The sequence below is a fragment of the Fictibacillus tiangongensis genome, assembly GCF_048083785.1.
GTDB lineage: Bacteria > Bacillota > Bacilli > Bacillales > Fictibacillaceae > Fictibacillus.
Genome location: NZ_CP182294.1, coordinates 4,184,554 through 4,202,483 on the forward strand (window position 1 = coordinate 4,184,554; position 17,930 = coordinate 4,202,483).

The following is a 17,930-nucleotide window of genomic DNA, read 5'->3' on the forward strand; positions in this document are numbered from 1 at the left end:
AGCTCCTACTGTTTTGGTTTCAACCGTTTTTTGATCATAAATCCTAAATCAATTATACCTAAGAATTTAACGACTTCCAGAGGAATCGGCAGGAAAGAGTTCAGCAAAAATAAGAGTATAATCAACAATATGATTCTTTTTCTCTTCCAATTCTTTATCCAGGCATAATAAAAAATAACTGTGAAACCTTGTAATATAAGTACAAACGATAATATCATATACAAATTTATCGTTACAATATATAAAGACGTACCCTTTTCAGGCATACTAAATGTTAAAACAATCGCTATAATATAATACCACAAAAACGATTTCGGCAGGTTCCACTCACGAAATGGAGGGAACGATGGCACATCATAACGCATTCTTTTCATCAGCATTCTTGCGGCGATATGCGTTAAGAAGGCAAGGATAACAGCTCCCCCAATAATGTATGTTGGAAGCATCATCGGGATCAATTCCGCCTGCTCTTTAAATTTTTCAATCTGGGCAGGATCTTGTCCACCTGATTTATAAAAGTCCTCTGCTGTACCTATCGCACTTTGAAACTGAGACTCTAATTCTTTTACAAAATTAATACCCATGAATACCTGAGCGACAGCAAGCGTTCCTAACATGTTCACGATGTTGGACAAACTTGCACCAAGAAGAACCGCAAACGCTGGTTTTTTTCTTCTATAAAGTTCCCCCATCACAATTCCTGTCAAACCAGCAAAGAGGGTAACAATGATACCGTTAAGCCCCGCAAACGCCAATGAAACGCCAAACGTGACCGCCCATAGAAGTAATCCCGCTTTAAGATCTTGCCGGTACAAGTAAATGATAAACGGAAGCGGCAAAATAAATAACGAGACCAAGCTAAATAACGGTATGTACATACTGATTAAAAAAAGAAGCGTATAAATGCCCGAGACCACGGCACCTTCCACCAATACTCTAGTATTGCGCATGATTCACCTCATAATTTCTTCATATGTTCTAATTGTAGTGACATAACCGCCTTAATTCAACTTAAACGATAATTCTAGCATAGACGTACTTGAAGCGAAGTAAACAAATTATGGAAGGTTTGCTTGAGTGAGGTCAGAATTAGGTGATATTGTGTGAAATTCTGTTCGGTTGGTCCGGGACGTTATCATGGCGGTTCAATAGAGGCTGAATCAGCCATATCACAGCCGTTTTTCATGCGTAAAGAGGAGGAATCCAAAAGTTTTGTGCTCCAATCCACAAATTTCATGCCTGAATCCTAAAGTTTTAGCTGTTTATCCACGAGTTTTACCCTTTTATCCGCGAGTCTACAATCCTCGACAAAAGTTGATGCCTACTATTATCTTGGAACAGAAAAAACGCAGCCAGGAAAACCCAGCTGCGCTCTTTAAACGTTCTTATTCAGATACATATGGTAACAATGCCATGTGACGAGAGCGTTTGATCGCACGAGTCAATTGACGTTGATATTTAGCAGATGTACCAGTTACACGACGAGGAAGAATCTTACCGCGCTCAGAAACGAAACGCTTAAGAAGATCAGTGTCCTTGTAGTCGATGTAAGTGATTTTGTTTACAGTGAAGAAACAAACCTTACGACGCTTTTGGCGTCCACCACGACGTCCAGCCATAGTTGGTCCCCTCCTTTAGTTTTATTTTATATATTCCGATTCATAGTTTACGTTAGTTTAAAATGGCAAATCGTCATCAGAGATGTCGATCGGCGTGCCATCATTTGCAAACGGGTCATCGTTGAAGTTATTACGTTTTGGATTCTGCTGTTGTTGCTGTCCTCCAAAGCCGTTGTCACTTCCATAGCTGCGGTTCTGATTTTGCTGCCCAAATCCGCGGTCATTTGATGGTCCACCAAAGTTGTTGCTGTTGCCTTGATATTGCTGGCCTCCAGCATTAGCGTTTTTAGGTTCAAGGAATTGAACACTTTCTGCCATTACTTCAGTAACATACACTCTTTGACCCTGCTGGTTCTCGTAAGAACGAGTTTGCAAACGTCCATCCACTCCTGCAAGCGATCCCTTTTTCAAGAAGTTCGCTACATTTTCAGCGGGCTTACGCCATACGACACAGTTAATAAAATCTGCTTCGCGCTCACCTTGCTGATTCGAAAAAGGTCGATTTACAGCAAGTGTGAAGTTAGCAACAGCCACACCGTTTGGAGTGTACTTTAATTCTGGGTCTTTTGTTAAACGTCCCACCAGTACTACTCGATTTAGCATTCAGAACCACTCCTTAAAGGATTAATTTCTTTCGTCTACGATTGTCATGAAACGAAGAACATCTTCGTTGATCTTCATAAGACGGTCGAATTCATTAATCGCTTCGTTTGGAGCGTTAACTTCCAATAGCGTGTAATATCCATCGCGGAAGTCATTGATTTCGTAAGCTAAACGCTTTTTACCCATTTCCTTTTCGTTCGCGATCTCCGCACCGTTGTCAGTTAGGATGCTTTTCGCACGCTCTTTAGTTGCCTTAAGAGCTTCCTCTTCGATATTCGGACGGACGATGTACATAATTTCGTACTTTTTCATTCCGTTCACCTCCTTTTGGTCTAAGCGGCCCAAAAACAAATATTTAAGGGCAAGGAGAAAATCATCATAACAGTATTTGTTGACAATTAACTCACAATAAAGAATTATATCAAAACATCTTGTATAAAACAAGCACCTCTTAAAAGAAAGCATAAAAAAGAGGAAAAGCGATTGCTTTTCCTTCGTTTTTTCTAAAATACTTAGGCGTAATCTAAAATACTTTGAATTGTTTTTTAAAAAACTTCACTGACAAGTTGATTGGAGTGGAAGGTGCGAGACTCCTGGGGGATCAGCGGGACAGGTGAGACACCTAACAGCGCAAAGCGCTAGGTGGCTCACCGCACGCCCCCCGGAAAGCGAAGCACCTGCAACGAAAATCAACCTCTTCCTGTCGTTTTTTTAAACATTAAAACGGAAATGAACAACATCTCCATCTTTCATCTCATATTCTTTACCTTCAAGACGTACCTTACCTTTTTCTTTAGCAGCCGCCATGTTGCCAGCTGCCATCAGATCATCATAAGCTACAATCTCTGCACGGATAAATCCTCTTTCAAAATCCGTGTGGATGATTCCCGCACATGCAGGAGCCTTCATACCTTTACGGAACGTCCAAGCACGTACTTCTTGAACTCCCGCTGTAAAGTAAGTAGCTAGACCTAGAAGTGAATAAGAAGCACGGATCAATTTATCAAGACCCGCTTCTTCGATACCAAGTTCACCTAAGAATGCCATCTTTTCGTCGCCATCAAGCTCTGCGATTTCTTCTTCTACTTTTGCACAGATTACGATAACTTCTGCATTTTCACGTGCAGCATATTCTTTAACGGCTTCAACATGCTCGTTCGTACCTTCTAGAAGCTCATCTTCGCTTACGTTAGCTACGTAAAGGATCGGCTTCATTGTAAGAAGGTGCATTGTATGAACAATCTTCTTCTCTTCAGGTGTTAGATCAACGCTTCGGGCCGGGAGTTCTTGCATAAGAGCTTCTTTGATTTTTGAAAGAACAGCAAACTCCGCTACAGCTTCTTTATCTTTAGACTTTGCAAGCTTTTCAACACGTGCAACACGCTTGTCGATCGACTCTAGATCAGCAAAGATAAGCTCTAGGTTGATAACTTCAATATCATCGATCGGATTCACTTTTCCGTGTACGTGCGTGATGTTTTCATCATCAAAACAACGAACAACTTGAAGGATCGCGTCTGTTTGACGGATGTGGGATAAGAATTTGTTTCCTAATCCTTCTCCTTTACTCGCACCTTTAACGATTCCAGCGATATCTGTGAATTCAAATGTTGTAGGAACTACTTTTTTCGGTTGTACCATCTCTGTTAATTTTTGAAGACGGCTGTCTGGTACTTCAACGATTCCAACGTTCGGATCGATCGTACAGAACGGATAGTTAGCAGATTCAGCACCCGCTTGTGTAATAGCATTAAACAATGTAGATTTACCAACGTTCGGCAAACCGACGATTCCAGTTGTAAGAGCCACTGTTCATTCACTCCTCTGTTTTATATAAAGCTTAGAAACCTAAGACTTTTCATTTAATAAAAAAATATCCTTCCCAATTATAGGTTTTATCATCTTAAAAAACAAGAAGAACCGGGTCGTGTAACCCGGCTCAAACGTTTAATCATTTTTTAAAATTTCAAGACTTGTTTTTTGTTTCACGTGAAACAAGAATTGTTACTCGCCAGGAGATGCTAGAACTTTTTTTATTTTTTTAGCGAACTCAGCTCTCGGCAGCATCACGCTATGCTGACATCCCATGCACTTAATTCTAATATCAGCACCCATTCGAATTACTTTCCAACGATTCGTTCCACATGGATGCTGTTTTTTCATTTCTACTTCATCATGAAGTTGAAATTCTTTTTGCTGCATACTTCAGCTCTCCCTTATTTATGTTCTTTTGGCACTGGTTCTTTTTGATACGTGACCATTTTCGGATATGGAATCTCGATCCCGGCTCTTTCTAGCTCGTGCTTTAACGTTTTACGAAGTTCACGAGCGATTTTAAAGTGAGTCATCGGAAGTACCTCAGCCGTAACACGGATTACGACTTCTGATGCACCGAGCATCTGCACGCCTAATACTTCTGGCTCTTTGACCATCTCAGGATAGTTCGGCTTAGCATTCTTCACAACTTCTTGAATAATATTTTGAGCTTTATCGATATCCTCTTCATAAGCAATGCTCAAGTCAACGACCGCAATACTGTTATGAACAGAAAAATTCGTAACTTCTGTGATAGACGAATTCGGCAGGATATGTAATTCTCCTGTCCAGCTTTTAATTTTTGTTGTTCTTAATCCGATTTCTTCAACGGTTCCTTCAAAGTTTGTGATTCGTACCGTGTCTCCAACAGAGAACTGATTTTCGAAGATGATGAAAAAGCCTGTAATGATATCCTTCACAAGACTTTGGGCACCGAAACCGATCGCTAGACCGACCACTCCAGCACCGGCAAGGATAGCTTTAATATCTACACCGAACTCCGTTAAGATGGTTAAGATCGCTACAAAATAAATCACATAAGAAGCAACATTATCTAACAGTCTAAACAGGGTGTTCTCTCTTCTCTCACTTAAACGAAGAGGAGATTTCAGTCGAACTTTAAATACATTAGCGATCGCTGCTTTTACAATATATTTAAAGATAATAGCGAGTATTATGATTCCTACGATCTTTAAGCTCGTAGTAGCAATGCCTGTCCACCATTCTTTATCGGAAAAAATCGTGACGGCTTTTTCTGCAGTTTCCGGTAAGTTAGCACCTGCCAATGGGTCATCTTCCTCTCTTTGATTATGAAATTATTTAATCAGCTTTTGCCGAGAATATCAAATGTAATCACGTGGTCTGCTTCTAGAAAAACTTCTAGAGTTACGAGTGTAGACGAAACGGGTATAGACTTTAAACAAAAGTCTGTGATTATTGTATTCTACCATGTATAAGAAAAGGATTTCTTCCGTATACTAGTAGAACCATTATAAAGGAGAGGATGTCATGTTCCTCAAACGGAAGCTGGGATTAGGGAAACCCATTCAATATAAATTGCACCACGAAGACAAGGAAGCGATGCTCAGAATCACCGAACAAATTTTACCTATGCTTCCGGAATCCACTCATCAGCCAGTTGTCGTTGTCTGTATAGGAACAGACAGATCGACAGGCGATGCACTAGGCCCTCTAGTTGGTACAAAGCTGCATAACAAAGATACATTCCCATTCTTTGTTTACGGTACACTAGATGATCCTGTTCATGCGGTAAACTTAGAAGAAAAGCTAAAGATGATCGCAACCGAGCATCCAGGTGCTTTTATTATAGGAATCGATGCTTGCTTAGGTCGATTAAACCACGTTGGCATGGTTTCAATCAACGATGGACCTGTTAAACCAGGAGCTGGCGTTAACAAACAGCTGCCACCTGTTGGCGATATGCATATTACAGGCATTGTAAACGTCAGTGGATTTATGGAGTACTTTGTCCTTCAAAACACACGACTCAGCATTGTAATGAAGATGGCTGATCTAATTGCTGATTCTCTTCATATGGCTTGTTTACGTAAAAAGATTCAACAAAAAAACATGATGGCAAGCACAGAATCTCGTCCACAAGACATTTACAAAATTCAATAGCAAAAGCCGCTTCTAGATTAATATAGAAGCGGCTTTTTTTGTTTACATCAATCCTTCGGAAAACGCTAGAATGCTCTCCCATTTTTCAACGATAAAAACTAAAATCGTTGCGATGAGCAATCCCGGCAGAAGGTTTGCAACACGAATCTTAGCTATTCCAAGTAAATTAAGTCCGATCGCGACGATCATGATTCCACCCGTACCTGTTATCTCAACGATTAGGGCATCCATCAATTCTTGAGAAACGAAGCGATCGATCTGTGTAGCCATCAAGGCGATCACTCCTTGATATAATACGACAGGTATAGCAGAAAACATGACACCGATGCCGAGTGTGGAAGTAAACAGGATCGCACAGAATCCATCGATCAGCGCTTTTGTGTAAAGTACATCATGCTGTTGTCTAAGACCGCTATCAAGAGCACCAACGATTGACATCGCTCCTACAACAAACACAAGCGTAGCCGTTACAAAGCCGGTAGCAACCGACGCCTTATCTTGTTTTCCGACCTTCGTCTCGAGCCACTTTCCGATCGCGTTCAATCTTTCTTCAAGATTCCACCACTCCCCTAAAGCACCGCCGATCGCCAAGCTAGCGATCACGATTAAGAACTGCTCGCTCTTCAGACCCATTCCGATTCCTAAAATCGTAACAGCTAATGCCATCGCTTGTAAGATCGTATCTTTATAACGATCAGAAATATTCGTCCAAAATAAACCTAAAAAGCTTCCTGCAATAATTGCAATACCGTTAACTATCGTTCCTAACAGTGACATTTTTTTATGCTCTCCTATCTAAGCAGGTCTTCACTAACCATTGAATGAGCTAGATTCAAGATGCTGACTTTCGTTTTTACTTTAGCTTTGAAAGTTGTTGATCTCCGTTTCAGACACTCCCTTTCCGCAGGAGTCTCGCAGCTTGCGCACAAATCAACTTGACAATGATGCATTTTTAAAACACAAATCAAAACTCTTTTAGAAATAGCAAAAAGAAAACCACCTCAGCGATGGTTTTCTGCTTACTTTTCTAACAGTTCTAAAATACGTTCCAGGTCATCTTGTGAAAAGAATTCGATCTCAATCTTTCCTTTTCGTTTTGATTTCTTAATCGAAACTGAAGTACCAAAACGATCTCGTAAAGATGATTCTTTTTCTTGAAAAAAAACGTTCGCTGGGACAGTTTTTTTCTTTGTTCCACGTGAAACATTCATATTAATATCAGAGATCAACTTCTCAAGCTGTCTCACGTTTAAGTTTTCATTCATTACCCGGTCAACAACAAGCTGCATCTTCGTCTTCTTCTTAAGACCCAGCAATGCTCGTCCATGCCCCATTGATAGTTGCCCGTTAGATAAGAGTTCAAGAACAGGTTTTGGAAGCTGAAGCAAACGAATATGGTTTGCGATGTGAGGACGACTCTTTCCAACACGAGTAGCTAACTCTTCTTGCGTCAGTTTTAAGTGTTCCATCAGCTTCTGATACGCTTGAGCCTCTTCAACAGGATTGAGATCTTCACGCTGCAAGTTCTCAATAAGAGCAACTTCCATCATTTTTTGTTCGTCATAATCTTTTACGATTACAGGGATAACTTTCAATCCCGCTTCTGAAGCCGCACGGAACCGTCTTTCTCCTAGAACGATCTCAAACCCTTTAATACTTTTTCGGACAACAATGGGTTGAAGAATGCCATGTTCAATAATGGATTCTTTTAGTTCTTCAATGGCTTTTTGGTCAAACACTTTTCGGGGCTGATACGGATTTGGCCTTAGCTCTGATATACTGACTTCTTTGATCTGCTCTTCTTCCCCTGCTTCTGTTGGAGGAAAGAAGGCATGCAGCCCTTTACCTAACCCTTTCACCAATGCCGATCACTTCCTTCGCAAAATCTAAATAAACATCAGCACCTCGGGATTTTGGATCATAGATGATGATCGGTTTCCCGTGACTCGGCGCTTCAGATAGTCTAACGTTTCTTGGTATGATGGTTTCATACACTTTATCTTGAAAATATTTTTTTACTTCTTCAATGACTTGTATCCCTAAGTTTGTACGTGCATCCAGCATGGTAAGCAGCACACCGTCAATCATCAGATCAGTATTTAAATGCTTTTGTACAAGTCGTACTGTGTTTAAAAGCTGACTTAAACCCTCTAGCGCGTAATACTCACACTGAACAGGTATGATGACTGAGTCAGAAGCTGTTAATGAGTTGATGGTAAGCAGTCCTAATGATGGCGGACAATCAATAATAATAAAATCATAATTGGAACTTACCTTTTCTAACGCTCTTTTTAACCGAACTTCTCGAGAGATCGTTGGTACGAGTTCAATCTCAGCTCCAGCAAGCTGTATCGTCGACGGGAGGATATGTAAACCTTCACAGATGGTTTCGACGATCACATCTTTTACTTCTACATCCTCGACGAGAACGTTGTAGATACATTGGTCGATATCCCCTTTATCTACACCCACTCCACTTGTTGCGTTCCCTTGAGGATCTATGTCTACGAGCAATACTTTTTTACCGAAATATGCTAAGCATGCACCAAGGTTGACCGACGTAGTCGTTTTCCCGACTCCGCCTTTCTGGTTGGCTACTGCAATGGTCTTGGCCACGTTGTCACCTACCTCACTTAAAAACATTCATTATCTATTATTCTATCATGAAGAAAATAAAATGACGTACGGAATTATAGAAAAAGAAGGATTTATTTTGTTGGGTTTTTTATAATTATTGATTCTAATATCTGTCTGCTGCAGAAATTTAAGCGAGAAAGAGTTGAAGAAGTAGATTATTTACTATACGGAGAGGGGTATTACGCTTAAGAATCCCTAAAATTCTAGCATCCATTCAGGAAATTCCCGACTTAATTCCGCGAGTTTTGGCGATAATTCCGCGAATTTTTGCCGTTTATCGGCGAGTCTACATCAATCGACAATCACTGAATGCCAAATACCCCACACTCATCCCAATTAAGCATTACATTGTCTTGCCCCCCAGCACTCAAACCGCCAACAAAAAAACCACCAGCTCCCATTCAAGCTGATGGCCTTATCTTTTTATTTTTTTGGAATGCGAATCGTGAACTGATAGAACTCCTCGTGCTCTTCTTCTTCTGTGTCGATAGAAAGTCCGCTTTGCACGACCATGTCTACGGATTGTCTTACCGTATTGATCGCTAGTCGCATATCTTTGCTATACGATTTACGGCGTGACTGAGGTTTCTTTTCTGCAGATTCAGATTCGATCATTCGTTTTACACGTTCTTCAGTTTGCTTTACATTCAATTGCTTTTCAATGATCTCTTGAAGAACGGCCTCCATCTTTTCAGGAGATTTCAAAACGATCAATGCACGAGCATGACGTTCTGTCACTTTTTTCTGCAAAAGTGCATCTTGAATAGACTGCGGAAGCTTTAAAAGACGCAGCTTGTTCGCGATCGTAGACTGACCTTTTCCTAACTTTTGAGCAAGACCTTCTTGTGTAAGTCCATGCAACTCTAAAAGCTTAGCATACGCCATCGCTTCTTCAATAGCTGTTAACTCTTCTCGCTGAAGGTTCTCAATAAGTGCTACAGAAGCCGTTTGCGAGTCGTCCATCTCTTTAACGATTGCCGGGATCTTTTCCCACCCGAGCTTTTGGACAGCACGCCACCTACGTTCTCCTGCAATCAGCTCGTATTTGCCGTCGCCTATACCTCGAACAACGATAGGCTGAATGATTCCGTGAGCTTCAATCGTCTGTGATAACTCTTCGATTCGTTCATCTATAAAAACCGTACGAGGCTGAAACCGGTTAGGTATGATTCTTTGAACCGGAAGTTGAAGTACTTCTTCGTTGTCGTTTTTTTCAGCTGGTTCTGGATCTAAGGTTTGCTGGCTCTTTTCGCCGATGCCGAATAAACGTGAAAAAGGATGCTTCATGCGAATACACCACCTTTTGTAATCTGCCTGTTAACTAATTCTTCTCTCTAGTTCAATAATCCTGCAAGTCTGTAAAAATCTTTCTTTTATGTAACAGCTGTGTTTCACATAGAAACACAGCTAAAGATTATGAAATAGGAGATTTATTTGGCGTTCCTGGTTTACGCGGAAATTTCTTTGGTGTTTCTTTTACTTTATCAATAACAATGATATTGCGTTCGCTCTCCTCGATCGGTAATACGAACGAATGAATATCTTTTACTTTACCGCCTAAAAGTAAAACTGCTTTTTCCCCGTCTCTCACTTCTTCAGGAAGGTTAGCACCTTTCATTCCTAAGAAGTGTCCACCAATTTTCACGAGTGGCAAGCAGAGTTCAGATAGTACAGATAGTCTAGCAACCGCACGAGCCGTCACGAGGTCAAACGTCTGTCTAAACTCCGGACGGTGAGCAAATGTTTCTGCACGGTCATGATAAAGAGACACTTCTTCTAAACCAAGTTCATCTACTACGTGCTGCAAGAATCCTATGCGTTTATTCAGGGAATCAACCACCGTTAGTTTGATTTCTGGAAACGCGATCTTCAGTGGTATAGCTGGGAATCCTGCTCCAGCTCCAACATCGCACACCGTTATGTCTTGATTAAAATCAAAATAAAAACCTGCTGTCACAGAATCATAAAAGTGTTTCAAATACACTTCTTCTTTTTCTGTGATCGCTGTAAGATTCATTTTTTCGTTCCACTCAACGAGCAGGTTATAATACGTTTCAAACTGTGAAAGCTGCTTTTCAGTTAATTGGACTCCCTTTTCTTTTAAGGAAGTTTGAAACAATTCGATATTCATGATTTTCACGTTCCCCCTCAACGGGCGATCTTCGCCAGTTTACCTTGTTCGAGATAGATCAACAGAATCGAGATATCTGCTGGGTTTACCCCTGATACACGTGATGCCTGCCCGACAGAAAGAGGCCGAACTTCGTGAAGTTTTTGTTTTGCTTCTGTCGCTAGTCCATTGATTGCCATGTAATCAAGATCTACCGGAAGCTTTTTGTTTTCCATCTTACGCATCTTTTCAACTTGTGCGAGCTGTTTATCGATATATCCCGCATATTTTACCTGAATCTCAACCTGCTCCATCACTGTCTCTGGTAATGCTGTTTCAGCTGGTACGAGTTTATGAATGACTGGATATGTGATCTCTGGGCGTTTTAATAAATTTGCCGCTGACATCGGTTCTTTTAGTGGAGTCGATTGTGACTCTGCAAGAACTTGCTGCACGATTTCACTCGGTTTGATCGAAACATGCTCAAGTCGATCTATTTCCTGCGCAATTAATGCTTTCTTCTCTTCAAAGCGTTCGTAACGATCTTCTGGTATCAGTCCGATTTCATGACCTTTTTTCGTTAAGCGCAGATCTGCGTTATCGTGTCTAAGAAGTAAACGGTACTCTGCACGCGATGTTAGAAGTCGATAAGGTTCGTTCGTTCCTTTTGTGATCAAGTCGTCGATCAAGACTCCGATGTACGCTTCTGAACGATCAAGCACAAGAGGTTCTTTATCTTGAACTTTTAACGCTGCGTTGATTCCCGCCATGAGTCCTTGTCCCGCTGCTTCTTCATATCCGCTCGTACCGTTCAGCTGTCCTGCTGTAAATAGACCGTTCACACGCTTTGTCTCAAGAGATGGCCAAAGTTGTGTAGGCACGATCGCATCATACTCGATCGCATATCCTGCACGCATCAGCTCTGCTTTTTCAAGACCAGGAATCGTTGCTAAAATTCGTTTCTGTACATCTTCCGGAAGACTCGTAGAAAGACCTTGAACGTATACTTCTTCTGTGTTGCGTCCTTCAGGCTCTAAGAAAATCTGATGTCTTGGCTTATCATTGAATCGTACGATTTTATCCTCGATCGATGGACAATATCTCGGTCCAGTACCTTCGATCATGCCTGAATACATTGGTGAACGATGAAGGTTTCCGTTGATCAACTGATGCGTTTCTTCACCAGTATACGTTAGCCAGCATGGAAGCTGATCTGTGATGTACTCGGTTGTTTCATAAGAAAAAGCACGAGGCACATCGTCACCAGGCTGAATTTCTGTTTTTGAATAATCAATCGTCTTGCTGTTAACACGCGGTGGTGTACCTGTCTTGAAACGTACCATATCAAAGCCTAACTCTTGCAGATGATATGACAAGTTGATAGAAGGAGCCATGTTGTTCGGGCCGCTCTCATAAGCAAGCTCTCCGATAATGATCTTCCCTCTTAAGTACGTTCCTGTTGTAAGTACGACCGCTTTTGCCGCGTACTCTGCTCCAGTTTTTGTGATAACACCTCTACATTCACCGTCTTCGATGATCAGACGCTCTACCATCCCTTGACGTAATGTAAGGTTCTCTGTGTTTTCCATCGTTTTTTTCATTTCATGCTGATACAGATATTTATCCGCTTGCGCGCGCAGCGCACGTACCGCTGGGCCTTTCCCTGTGTTCAGCATACGCATTTGAATATGTGTTTTGTCGATGTTGCGTGCCATCTCTCCGCCTAGTGCGTCAACTTCACGAACGACAATCCCTTTAGCCGGTCCGCCTACTGACGGATTACATGGCATATAGGCGACTGTATCTAAGTTCAACGTTAAACATAATGTTTTAGCACCCATACGTGCAGAAGCAAGTGCCGCTTCAACACCGGCATGTCCAGCACCGACTACGATCACATCAAACGTATCTGCTTTATATCCCATCGTTTTTTCCTCCTTTTTTTATTTTCCTAAACAGAATTGTGAGAACAATTGGTCGATCAGACTCTCTGAAACCGTGTCTCCTACGATTTCTCCGAGTATCTCCCAAGCTCTTGTAATATCGATCTGTACCATATCTATAGGAAGATCTGCTTCAATACCGCCGAGTGCTTCATCGATATGATGAATCGTCTGCTGCAGAAGTGCGATGTGCCTAGAGTTCGATACGTATGTTAAGTCTTGCGCTTCGATTCCGCCTGCAAAAAACAGGTTTGCGATTGCTTGTTCTAGTTCATCTATTCCCTCTTCTTTTACTAAAGAAGTTGAGATAACAGGTGAATTCTCTGCTAGTTCCTTGATTCGGTCCATGTCTACTTTCATTTCAAGATCTGTTTTATTAATGATGACGATCTTATCTAGTCCTGCAGCAGCACGGAACAAGTTCTCATCTTCAAGTGAGAGCACTTCGTTCCCGTTGATAACAAGCAGAATGAGATCTGCTTCTTTTAATACTTTACGTGATTTTTCAACACCGATCTTTTCCACGATGTCTTCTGTCTCACGAATTCCCGCTGTATCAACTAATCGTAGAGGCACGCCTCTAACGTTTACGTACTCCTCGATAACGTCACGTGTCGTTCCCGCTATATCTGTAACGATCGCTTTATTCTCATGAACGAGTGCATTCATGAGTGATGACTTCCCTACATTCGGTCTTCCGATGATCGCCGTAGACAATCCTTCGCGAAGGATCTTACCTTGGCTTGCGGTTTGTAAGATTGATTCTACTTCTTTTTTTACAGTGAGTAGGTTGTTATTCAACAGAGAATGAGTCATCTCTTCTGCGTCATACTCCGGATAATCGATGTTCACTTCTACATGGGCGATCGTTTCTAGTAAGGTTTGTCTAAGACGCATAACGAGTGATGATAAACGGCCTTCCATCTGGTTCAGGGCAACGTTCATCGCACGGTCTGTCTTCGCTCGGATCAAATCCATAACAGCTTCCGCTTGAGAAAGGTCGATCCTGCCGTTTAAGAATGCTCGCTTTGTAAATTCTCCTGGTTCCGCTAAACGCGCTCCTTGCTGAAGAATCAATTGAAGGACGCGATTTACAGAAACTAACCCTCCATGACAGTTGATCTCAACAACATCTTCCCGCGTGAACGTACGCGGTGCACGCATCACGCTGATCATTACTTCTTCTACCGCTTGATCGAGTTTCGGATCGATCAATTTTCCGTAATGAATCGTATGTGTATCAACTTCAGAGAGACGTTTTGTCCCGCTATAAACTTTATCTGCAATGACAACTGCGTCAGGTCCGCTCAAACGGACGATCGCGATCGCTCCTTCTCCCATAGGAGTGGAGATCGCTGTTATCGTGTCAAATTCCATTGTTGTTTCACCTCGGCTTTCCTCTTTCTTACGCTCTATATAAATTACCTTTAGTATGGCCTTAAATACTTACTGTGATAAGGTTCTTATAAAAATGGACATAAATATCCACAATAAAAAATAGTGTATCGCATAAAGTGCTCACAGTAAAGAAAACGAGGCTGAAATCAAGCTAAAAAACAGCCTTAAATGTGCTCCCATGACTAACTAAAATGCGGTGCTTACCATCATTGATGAACGCAAACAAAAAGCTTCAGAGGATAAACCTCTGAAGCTTTTTTATCTTTTGCTTGAGGATGTCGGGCGGATTACAACCTTACGAAAAGGTTCAACCCCCTCAGACGTAGTCTCAACATCTCTGTTTTCTTTGAGTGCTAAATGAATCACTTTTCTTTCGTTAGCAGGCATCGGCTCAAAAGCAAAACTTTTCTTTGTGAAAAATACTTTTTGGGCAGAATGCTCAGCTAACCGCTCTAGTGATTCTTGTCTTCTGGTACGATAGTTTTCAGCATCAAGCACAATTTTCACATGCTTGCTTGCAGGATCAGAGTTTGCAACCATATTCGTTAAAAGCTGAAGCGCATTAAGCGTTTGTCCACGTTTTCCAATTAAAATCGCAATTTTGTCACCGGATAAATCCAGCACAAGATGATCATTTTCCTGTCGCTGTGTGATGGTAACGGGCACTCCCATTTTGGATGTAACATCCTCGAGGTAGTCGATTGCGGATTTAACAGGATCAGCTTTCACTGTTACTTCAACAACTGCTGGCTTCCCGCCAAGTCCAAAGAAACCTTTTTTGGAATCTTCTAGAACGGATATCTCTACTTGATCTTTTGAAGTCTGAAGTTGTTCTAGTGCTGCTGCTACTGCTTCTTCAACCGTTTTCCCTGTTACCTGTACCTTTTTCACTTTTTAGCTCCCCCATCAACTTGGTTTTCTTTCTTTTTCATTGGGGTCGTAATGAAATATGTCTGTCCAATCATGAATATGTTACCGATCACCCAATATAGAGATAGTGCAGCTGGGAAATTAATCGCAAATACAACGATCATTACTGGCATGATGTATAAAAGCATCTTCATCTGCGGATTTGGATTATCCATTCCGCCCATCATGATCTTTTGTTGTAAGAATGTCGTTAGACCGGCTACTAACGGTAAGATATAAAATGGATCCGGATCTCCTAAGTCAAACCAAAGGAAATTATGGTTCGCGATTTCACCCGTACGCATGATCGCGTGGTAAAACCCTAATAGGATCGGCATTTGAATCAATAAAGGTAAACAACCAGCAAGCGGATTAACTCCGTTCTTCTGGAATAAAGCCATCGTTTCTTGCTGTAATTTCTGTTGTGTGTTCGCATCTTTCGACTTGTACTTTTCACGTAGCTTTTGAATTTCAGGCTGAATTTCTTGCATCGCTTTAGAACTGCGTGTTTGCTTAATCATTAACGGAAGAAGCGCAGTACGGATGATTAATGTTACGATAATGATCGCTAATCCGTAGTTTTCACCAGTTAGGGTCGCAAAGTATGTGATCAACCATGATAACGGATATACAAAATATGTGTCCCAAATTCCCGTTCTGTCTTCTGTGATGGGATCCATCGTTCCACATCCTGATAGGACAGCCATGAGTGCGAAAAGGGCAATCAGTAAACCTATTTTCTTACGCAAACTCTTATCCTCCTTAAAATCATAAATCTTATCTCAATTATTTATTGTCTCTTTTTTCAGGCACGAGGTCAACGCCTCCGGGATGAAAAGGATGGCACTTTGAAATTCTGACAAAAGTTAGCCACATTCCTTTAAATACACCGTGACGCCTGAAAGCTTCTATACCGTAATGCGAGCAAGTCGGATAAAAGCGGCATGAAGGCGGTGTTAGCGGGGAAATCCATAGCTGGTAAAAACGAATAATCCCTATAAATAAGGACCTCATTTTTTTACACCCTCTTTTTTAAAACGTTCGCTCTGTTCAAAACATGAAGCAGACTTTTTTCCATCTCGTGAAAGTCCATGTTAGCAGTAGGTATTCTCGCGATCACCACGTAATCCCTGCCTGAAAGAAGCTGTTCACTATATTTATGGAAGATTTCTTTAACAGATCGTTTAATTCTGTTTCTCGTGACGGCTTTTCCAACTTTTTTGCTGACAGAAAGACCGATGCGAAAAACAGGCTGATCTTCTTTTCTTAAACTGTATATTACAAATTGGCGATTAGCCGTTGATTTTCCTTTTTTGAAGACTTCTTGAAATTCCTCATTTTTTTTGATGCGCTGTTCTTTCTTCATTCATTTAACACTCCATCAATTATGCAATCTCAATCCAAAGTCTTTTTGTTGCGATCATCACCCAGTATCGGCCTGTTTTCTTCATATAAAACCTTTAACTACGAAAAAACGACCTCGTACAGAAAACACTGACTCGGAGTGAGCAAAATTCTCTCTATAAAAGTAAAAAAAGACCACTGATGTCAGTGGCCTATGCGGATAACACTTTTCTTCCCTTTTGACGACGGCGAGCTAGAACTTTACGACCGTTCTTAGTAGCCATACGTGCACGGAAACCATGTACCTTCTTACGCTTACGATTGTTCGGTTGAAATGTAGGTTTCATGTATATTACACCTCCCTGAGGATATCTCTTATAAAAGACAGTCTAATAAAGTATAATGACTGACCCATAAATTTGTCAAGTTGGATTTTAAGTTTGTGTTTATTTGCAAGTTTTTTGCCTTTGAAAGTGAGGATCTCTGTAAACAAGTCTCGCCCAAACAAGTCTGAGAACATGAAATCCAGCATTCATTCCTCCATATGAAAAATTCAGCCACAGTCTAGATCATTCTTACGCCCCCGAATAGAACCTCAGGTCAAACTCAGATATTTATTTAGGGGCAATGGTTATTGCTTCATTGATAGTTGGTTGGAGCGCAAGGTGTGAGACTCCTGCGGGACAAGCGGTCAGTCCAAAGAGTGGAAGTGGCTCGTTCAGCCCCGACAAGCAAAAGGTGAATGGATTAGAAGGCGCACTTTGCCTTCTGAACCATTTAACTTTTGACCTCGAGGGGCTAGCCACTGCAACTAGACAGGTGAGACCCTTAAGGGCACGAAGTGGCAAGGGGCTCACCGATTGCCCCGCGGAAAGCGAGCATCCTGGAGTGGAAATCAACCACTCACACATCCAACAGATCATACCCACCATTTCTCCTTCTACAAGCTTCACCAAAATCTTCATAACCTAACCTGTGGACATCTTTTTCGACATAGTTTTCATTATCCACACCAATTATCGACACGTTTTACACAAAATCTAGTGTTGTGGACAACTTTTCTACACAAGGTATGGGCGTTGTGGATAAGTAACAATAACTCGTTGCCAAGCCTGATTATTTTTGATATGCTAGTTGTGTTTTAACTCGTTAACAACCTGCACCGCTAATAAAGTTATTCACAACCTGTGGATAAACTTGTGGACAGGTTTAAAAAGCTGTTATAAAGGTTGTCCACAGACAAGGTTTTACTGTTCATAATCCTATTATCTACTATATTAATTATCATTCACATAAGGTGTGGACTTTTTATTTTTATTCATAGGTATTCACTGGGTGTACAATTCTTATACAACAGGGAAATGACTGCTGAAATAGGATGATTCGAAAGAGATAAGGGGGGTAAATTGG

The 17,930-nt window shown here is 41.3% G+C and carries 20 protein-coding genes; 1 reads left to right on the plus strand and 19 read right to left on the minus strand.

Annotation, left to right across the window (positions count from 1 at the left end; all coding sequences use genetic code 11):
• Positions 1 to 5 precede the first annotated feature (5 nt).
• The 7 genes from ACNJYY_RS21885 to ACNJYY_RS21915 all read right to left on the minus strand — a co-directional run bounded on the left by ACNJYY_RS21885 (position 6) and on the right by ACNJYY_RS21915 (position 5,323).
• Entirely contained in the window at positions 6 to 950 is a 945-nt protein-coding gene (locus ACNJYY_RS21885) for a YybS family protein (RefSeq protein WP_416730114.1), read from the minus strand.
• Positions 951 to 1,385: 435 nt separating this feature from the next.
• On the minus strand, positions 1,386 to 1,619 hold the full coding sequence (gene rpsR / locus ACNJYY_RS21890; protein WP_066399523.1) for a 30S ribosomal protein S18: 234 nt from the start codon (positions 1,617 to 1,619) through the stop codon (positions 1,386 to 1,388).
• A gap of 57 nt (positions 1,620 to 1,676) precedes the next feature.
• Entirely contained in the window at positions 1,677 to 2,222 is a 546-nt protein-coding gene (gene ssb / locus ACNJYY_RS21895; protein WP_066399530.1) for a single-stranded DNA-binding protein, read from the minus strand.
• Positions 2,223 to 2,243: 21 nt separating this feature from the next.
• A complete protein-coding gene (gene rpsF, locus ACNJYY_RS21900; protein WP_066399533.1) occupies positions 2,244 to 2,534 on the minus strand; it encodes a 30S ribosomal protein S6 in 291 nt (96 codons plus the stop codon).
• A 399-nt stretch (positions 2,535 to 2,933) separates the two neighbouring features.
• Positions 2,934 to 4,031, minus strand: coding sequence for a redox-regulated ATPase YchF (ychF, locus tag ACNJYY_RS21905; protein WP_416730115.1), 1,098 nt, complete (start codon positions 4,029 to 4,031; stop codon positions 2,934 to 2,936).
• Between the two features lie 195 nt (positions 4,032 to 4,226).
• The gene (locus ACNJYY_RS21910; RefSeq protein ID WP_137791311.1) at positions 4,227 to 4,424 is read right to left on the minus strand and encodes a DUF951 domain-containing protein; all 198 of its coding nucleotides are present in this window, start codon (positions 4,422 to 4,424) and stop codon (positions 4,227 to 4,229) included.
• 14 nt (positions 4,425 to 4,438) lie between these two features.
• On the minus strand, positions 4,439 to 5,323 hold the full coding sequence (locus ACNJYY_RS21915) for a mechanosensitive ion channel family protein (RefSeq protein WP_416730116.1): 885 nt from the start codon (positions 5,321 to 5,323) through the stop codon (positions 4,439 to 4,441).
• 223 nt (positions 5,324 to 5,546) lie between these two features.
• Between ACNJYY_RS21915 and yyaC the strand changes: the two genes are divergently transcribed.
• On the plus strand, positions 5,547 to 6,179 hold the full coding sequence (yyaC, locus tag ACNJYY_RS21920; RefSeq protein WP_416730117.1) for a spore protease YyaC: 633 nt from the start codon (positions 5,547 to 5,549) through the stop codon (positions 6,177 to 6,179).
• Positions 6,180 to 6,221: 42 nt separating this feature from the next.
• On the opposite strand, the gene ACNJYY_RS21925 is transcribed toward yyaC, so the two are convergent.
• The 12 genes from ACNJYY_RS21925 to rpmH form a co-directional block, all read right to left on the minus strand.
• Complete coding sequence (locus ACNJYY_RS21925; protein ID WP_416730118.1) at positions 6,222 to 6,956, minus strand: DUF554 domain-containing protein; 735 nt, start codon at positions 6,954 to 6,956, stop codon at positions 6,222 to 6,224.
• A gap of 242 nt (positions 6,957 to 7,198) precedes the next feature.
• The gene (locus ACNJYY_RS21930) at positions 7,199 to 8,041 is read right to left on the minus strand and encodes a ParB/RepB/Spo0J family partition protein (RefSeq protein WP_416730119.1); all 843 of its coding nucleotides are present in this window, start codon (positions 8,039 to 8,041) and stop codon (positions 7,199 to 7,201) included.
• Positions 8,022 to 8,795: a ParA family protein gene (locus ACNJYY_RS21935; RefSeq protein ID WP_191755486.1), complete on the minus strand. Its 774-nt coding sequence runs from the start codon at positions 8,793 to 8,795 to the stop codon at positions 8,022 to 8,024. Before ACNJYY_RS21935 ends, ACNJYY_RS21930 begins: the two co-directional genes overlap by 20 nt.
• A 444-nt stretch (positions 8,796 to 9,239) precedes the next feature.
• Positions 9,240 to 10,103, minus strand: a complete 864-nt coding sequence (noc, locus tag ACNJYY_RS21940; RefSeq protein ID WP_416730120.1) for a nucleoid occlusion protein — start codon at positions 10,101 to 10,103, stop codon at positions 9,240 to 9,242.
• A gap of 127 nt (positions 10,104 to 10,230) precedes the next feature.
• On the minus strand, positions 10,231 to 10,947 hold the full coding sequence (gene rsmG, locus ACNJYY_RS21945) for a 16S rRNA (guanine(527)-N(7))-methyltransferase RsmG (protein ID WP_416730121.1): 717 nt from the start codon (positions 10,945 to 10,947) through the stop codon (positions 10,231 to 10,233).
• A 17-nt stretch (positions 10,948 to 10,964) separates the two neighbouring features.
• Positions 10,965 to 12,851: a tRNA uridine-5-carboxymethylaminomethyl(34) synthesis enzyme MnmG gene (mnmG, locus tag ACNJYY_RS21950; protein WP_416730122.1), complete on the minus strand. Its 1,887-nt coding sequence runs from the start codon at positions 12,849 to 12,851 to the stop codon at positions 10,965 to 10,967.
• Positions 12,852 to 12,869: 18 nt separating this feature from the next.
• On the minus strand, positions 12,870 to 14,246 hold the full coding sequence (gene mnmE, locus ACNJYY_RS21955) for a tRNA uridine-5-carboxymethylaminomethyl(34) synthesis GTPase MnmE (RefSeq protein ID WP_416730123.1): 1,377 nt from the start codon (positions 14,244 to 14,246) through the stop codon (positions 12,870 to 12,872).
• Positions 14,247 to 14,525: 279 nt separating this feature from the next.
• Positions 14,526 to 15,158, minus strand: a complete 633-nt coding sequence (jag, locus tag ACNJYY_RS21960) for an RNA-binding cell elongation regulator Jag/EloR (RefSeq protein ID WP_066399554.1) — start codon at positions 15,156 to 15,158, stop codon at positions 14,526 to 14,528.
• Positions 15,155 to 15,925: a YidC family membrane integrase SpoIIIJ gene (spoIIIJ, locus tag ACNJYY_RS21965; protein WP_137791320.1), complete on the minus strand. Its 771-nt coding sequence runs from the start codon at positions 15,923 to 15,925 to the stop codon at positions 15,155 to 15,157. The genes jag and spoIIIJ overlap by 4 nt, the downstream gene beginning before the upstream one ends.
• A 37-nt stretch (positions 15,926 to 15,962) precedes the next feature.
• Positions 15,963 to 16,190 (minus strand): membrane protein insertion efficiency factor YidD, encoded by a 228-nt coding sequence (yidD, locus tag ACNJYY_RS21970; RefSeq protein WP_082861542.1) that lies wholly within the window; start codon positions 16,188 to 16,190, stop codon positions 15,963 to 15,965.
• A gap of 4 nt (positions 16,191 to 16,194) precedes the next feature.
• On the minus strand, positions 16,195 to 16,542 hold the full coding sequence (rnpA, locus tag ACNJYY_RS21975) for a ribonuclease P protein component (protein ID WP_066399560.1): 348 nt from the start codon (positions 16,540 to 16,542) through the stop codon (positions 16,195 to 16,197).
• Between the two features lie 190 nt (positions 16,543 to 16,732).
• Complete coding sequence (gene rpmH / locus ACNJYY_RS21980) at positions 16,733 to 16,867, minus strand: 50S ribosomal protein L34 (protein WP_007201576.1); 135 nt, start codon at positions 16,865 to 16,867, stop codon at positions 16,733 to 16,735.
• Positions 16,868 to 17,930: the final 1,063 nt, after the last annotated feature.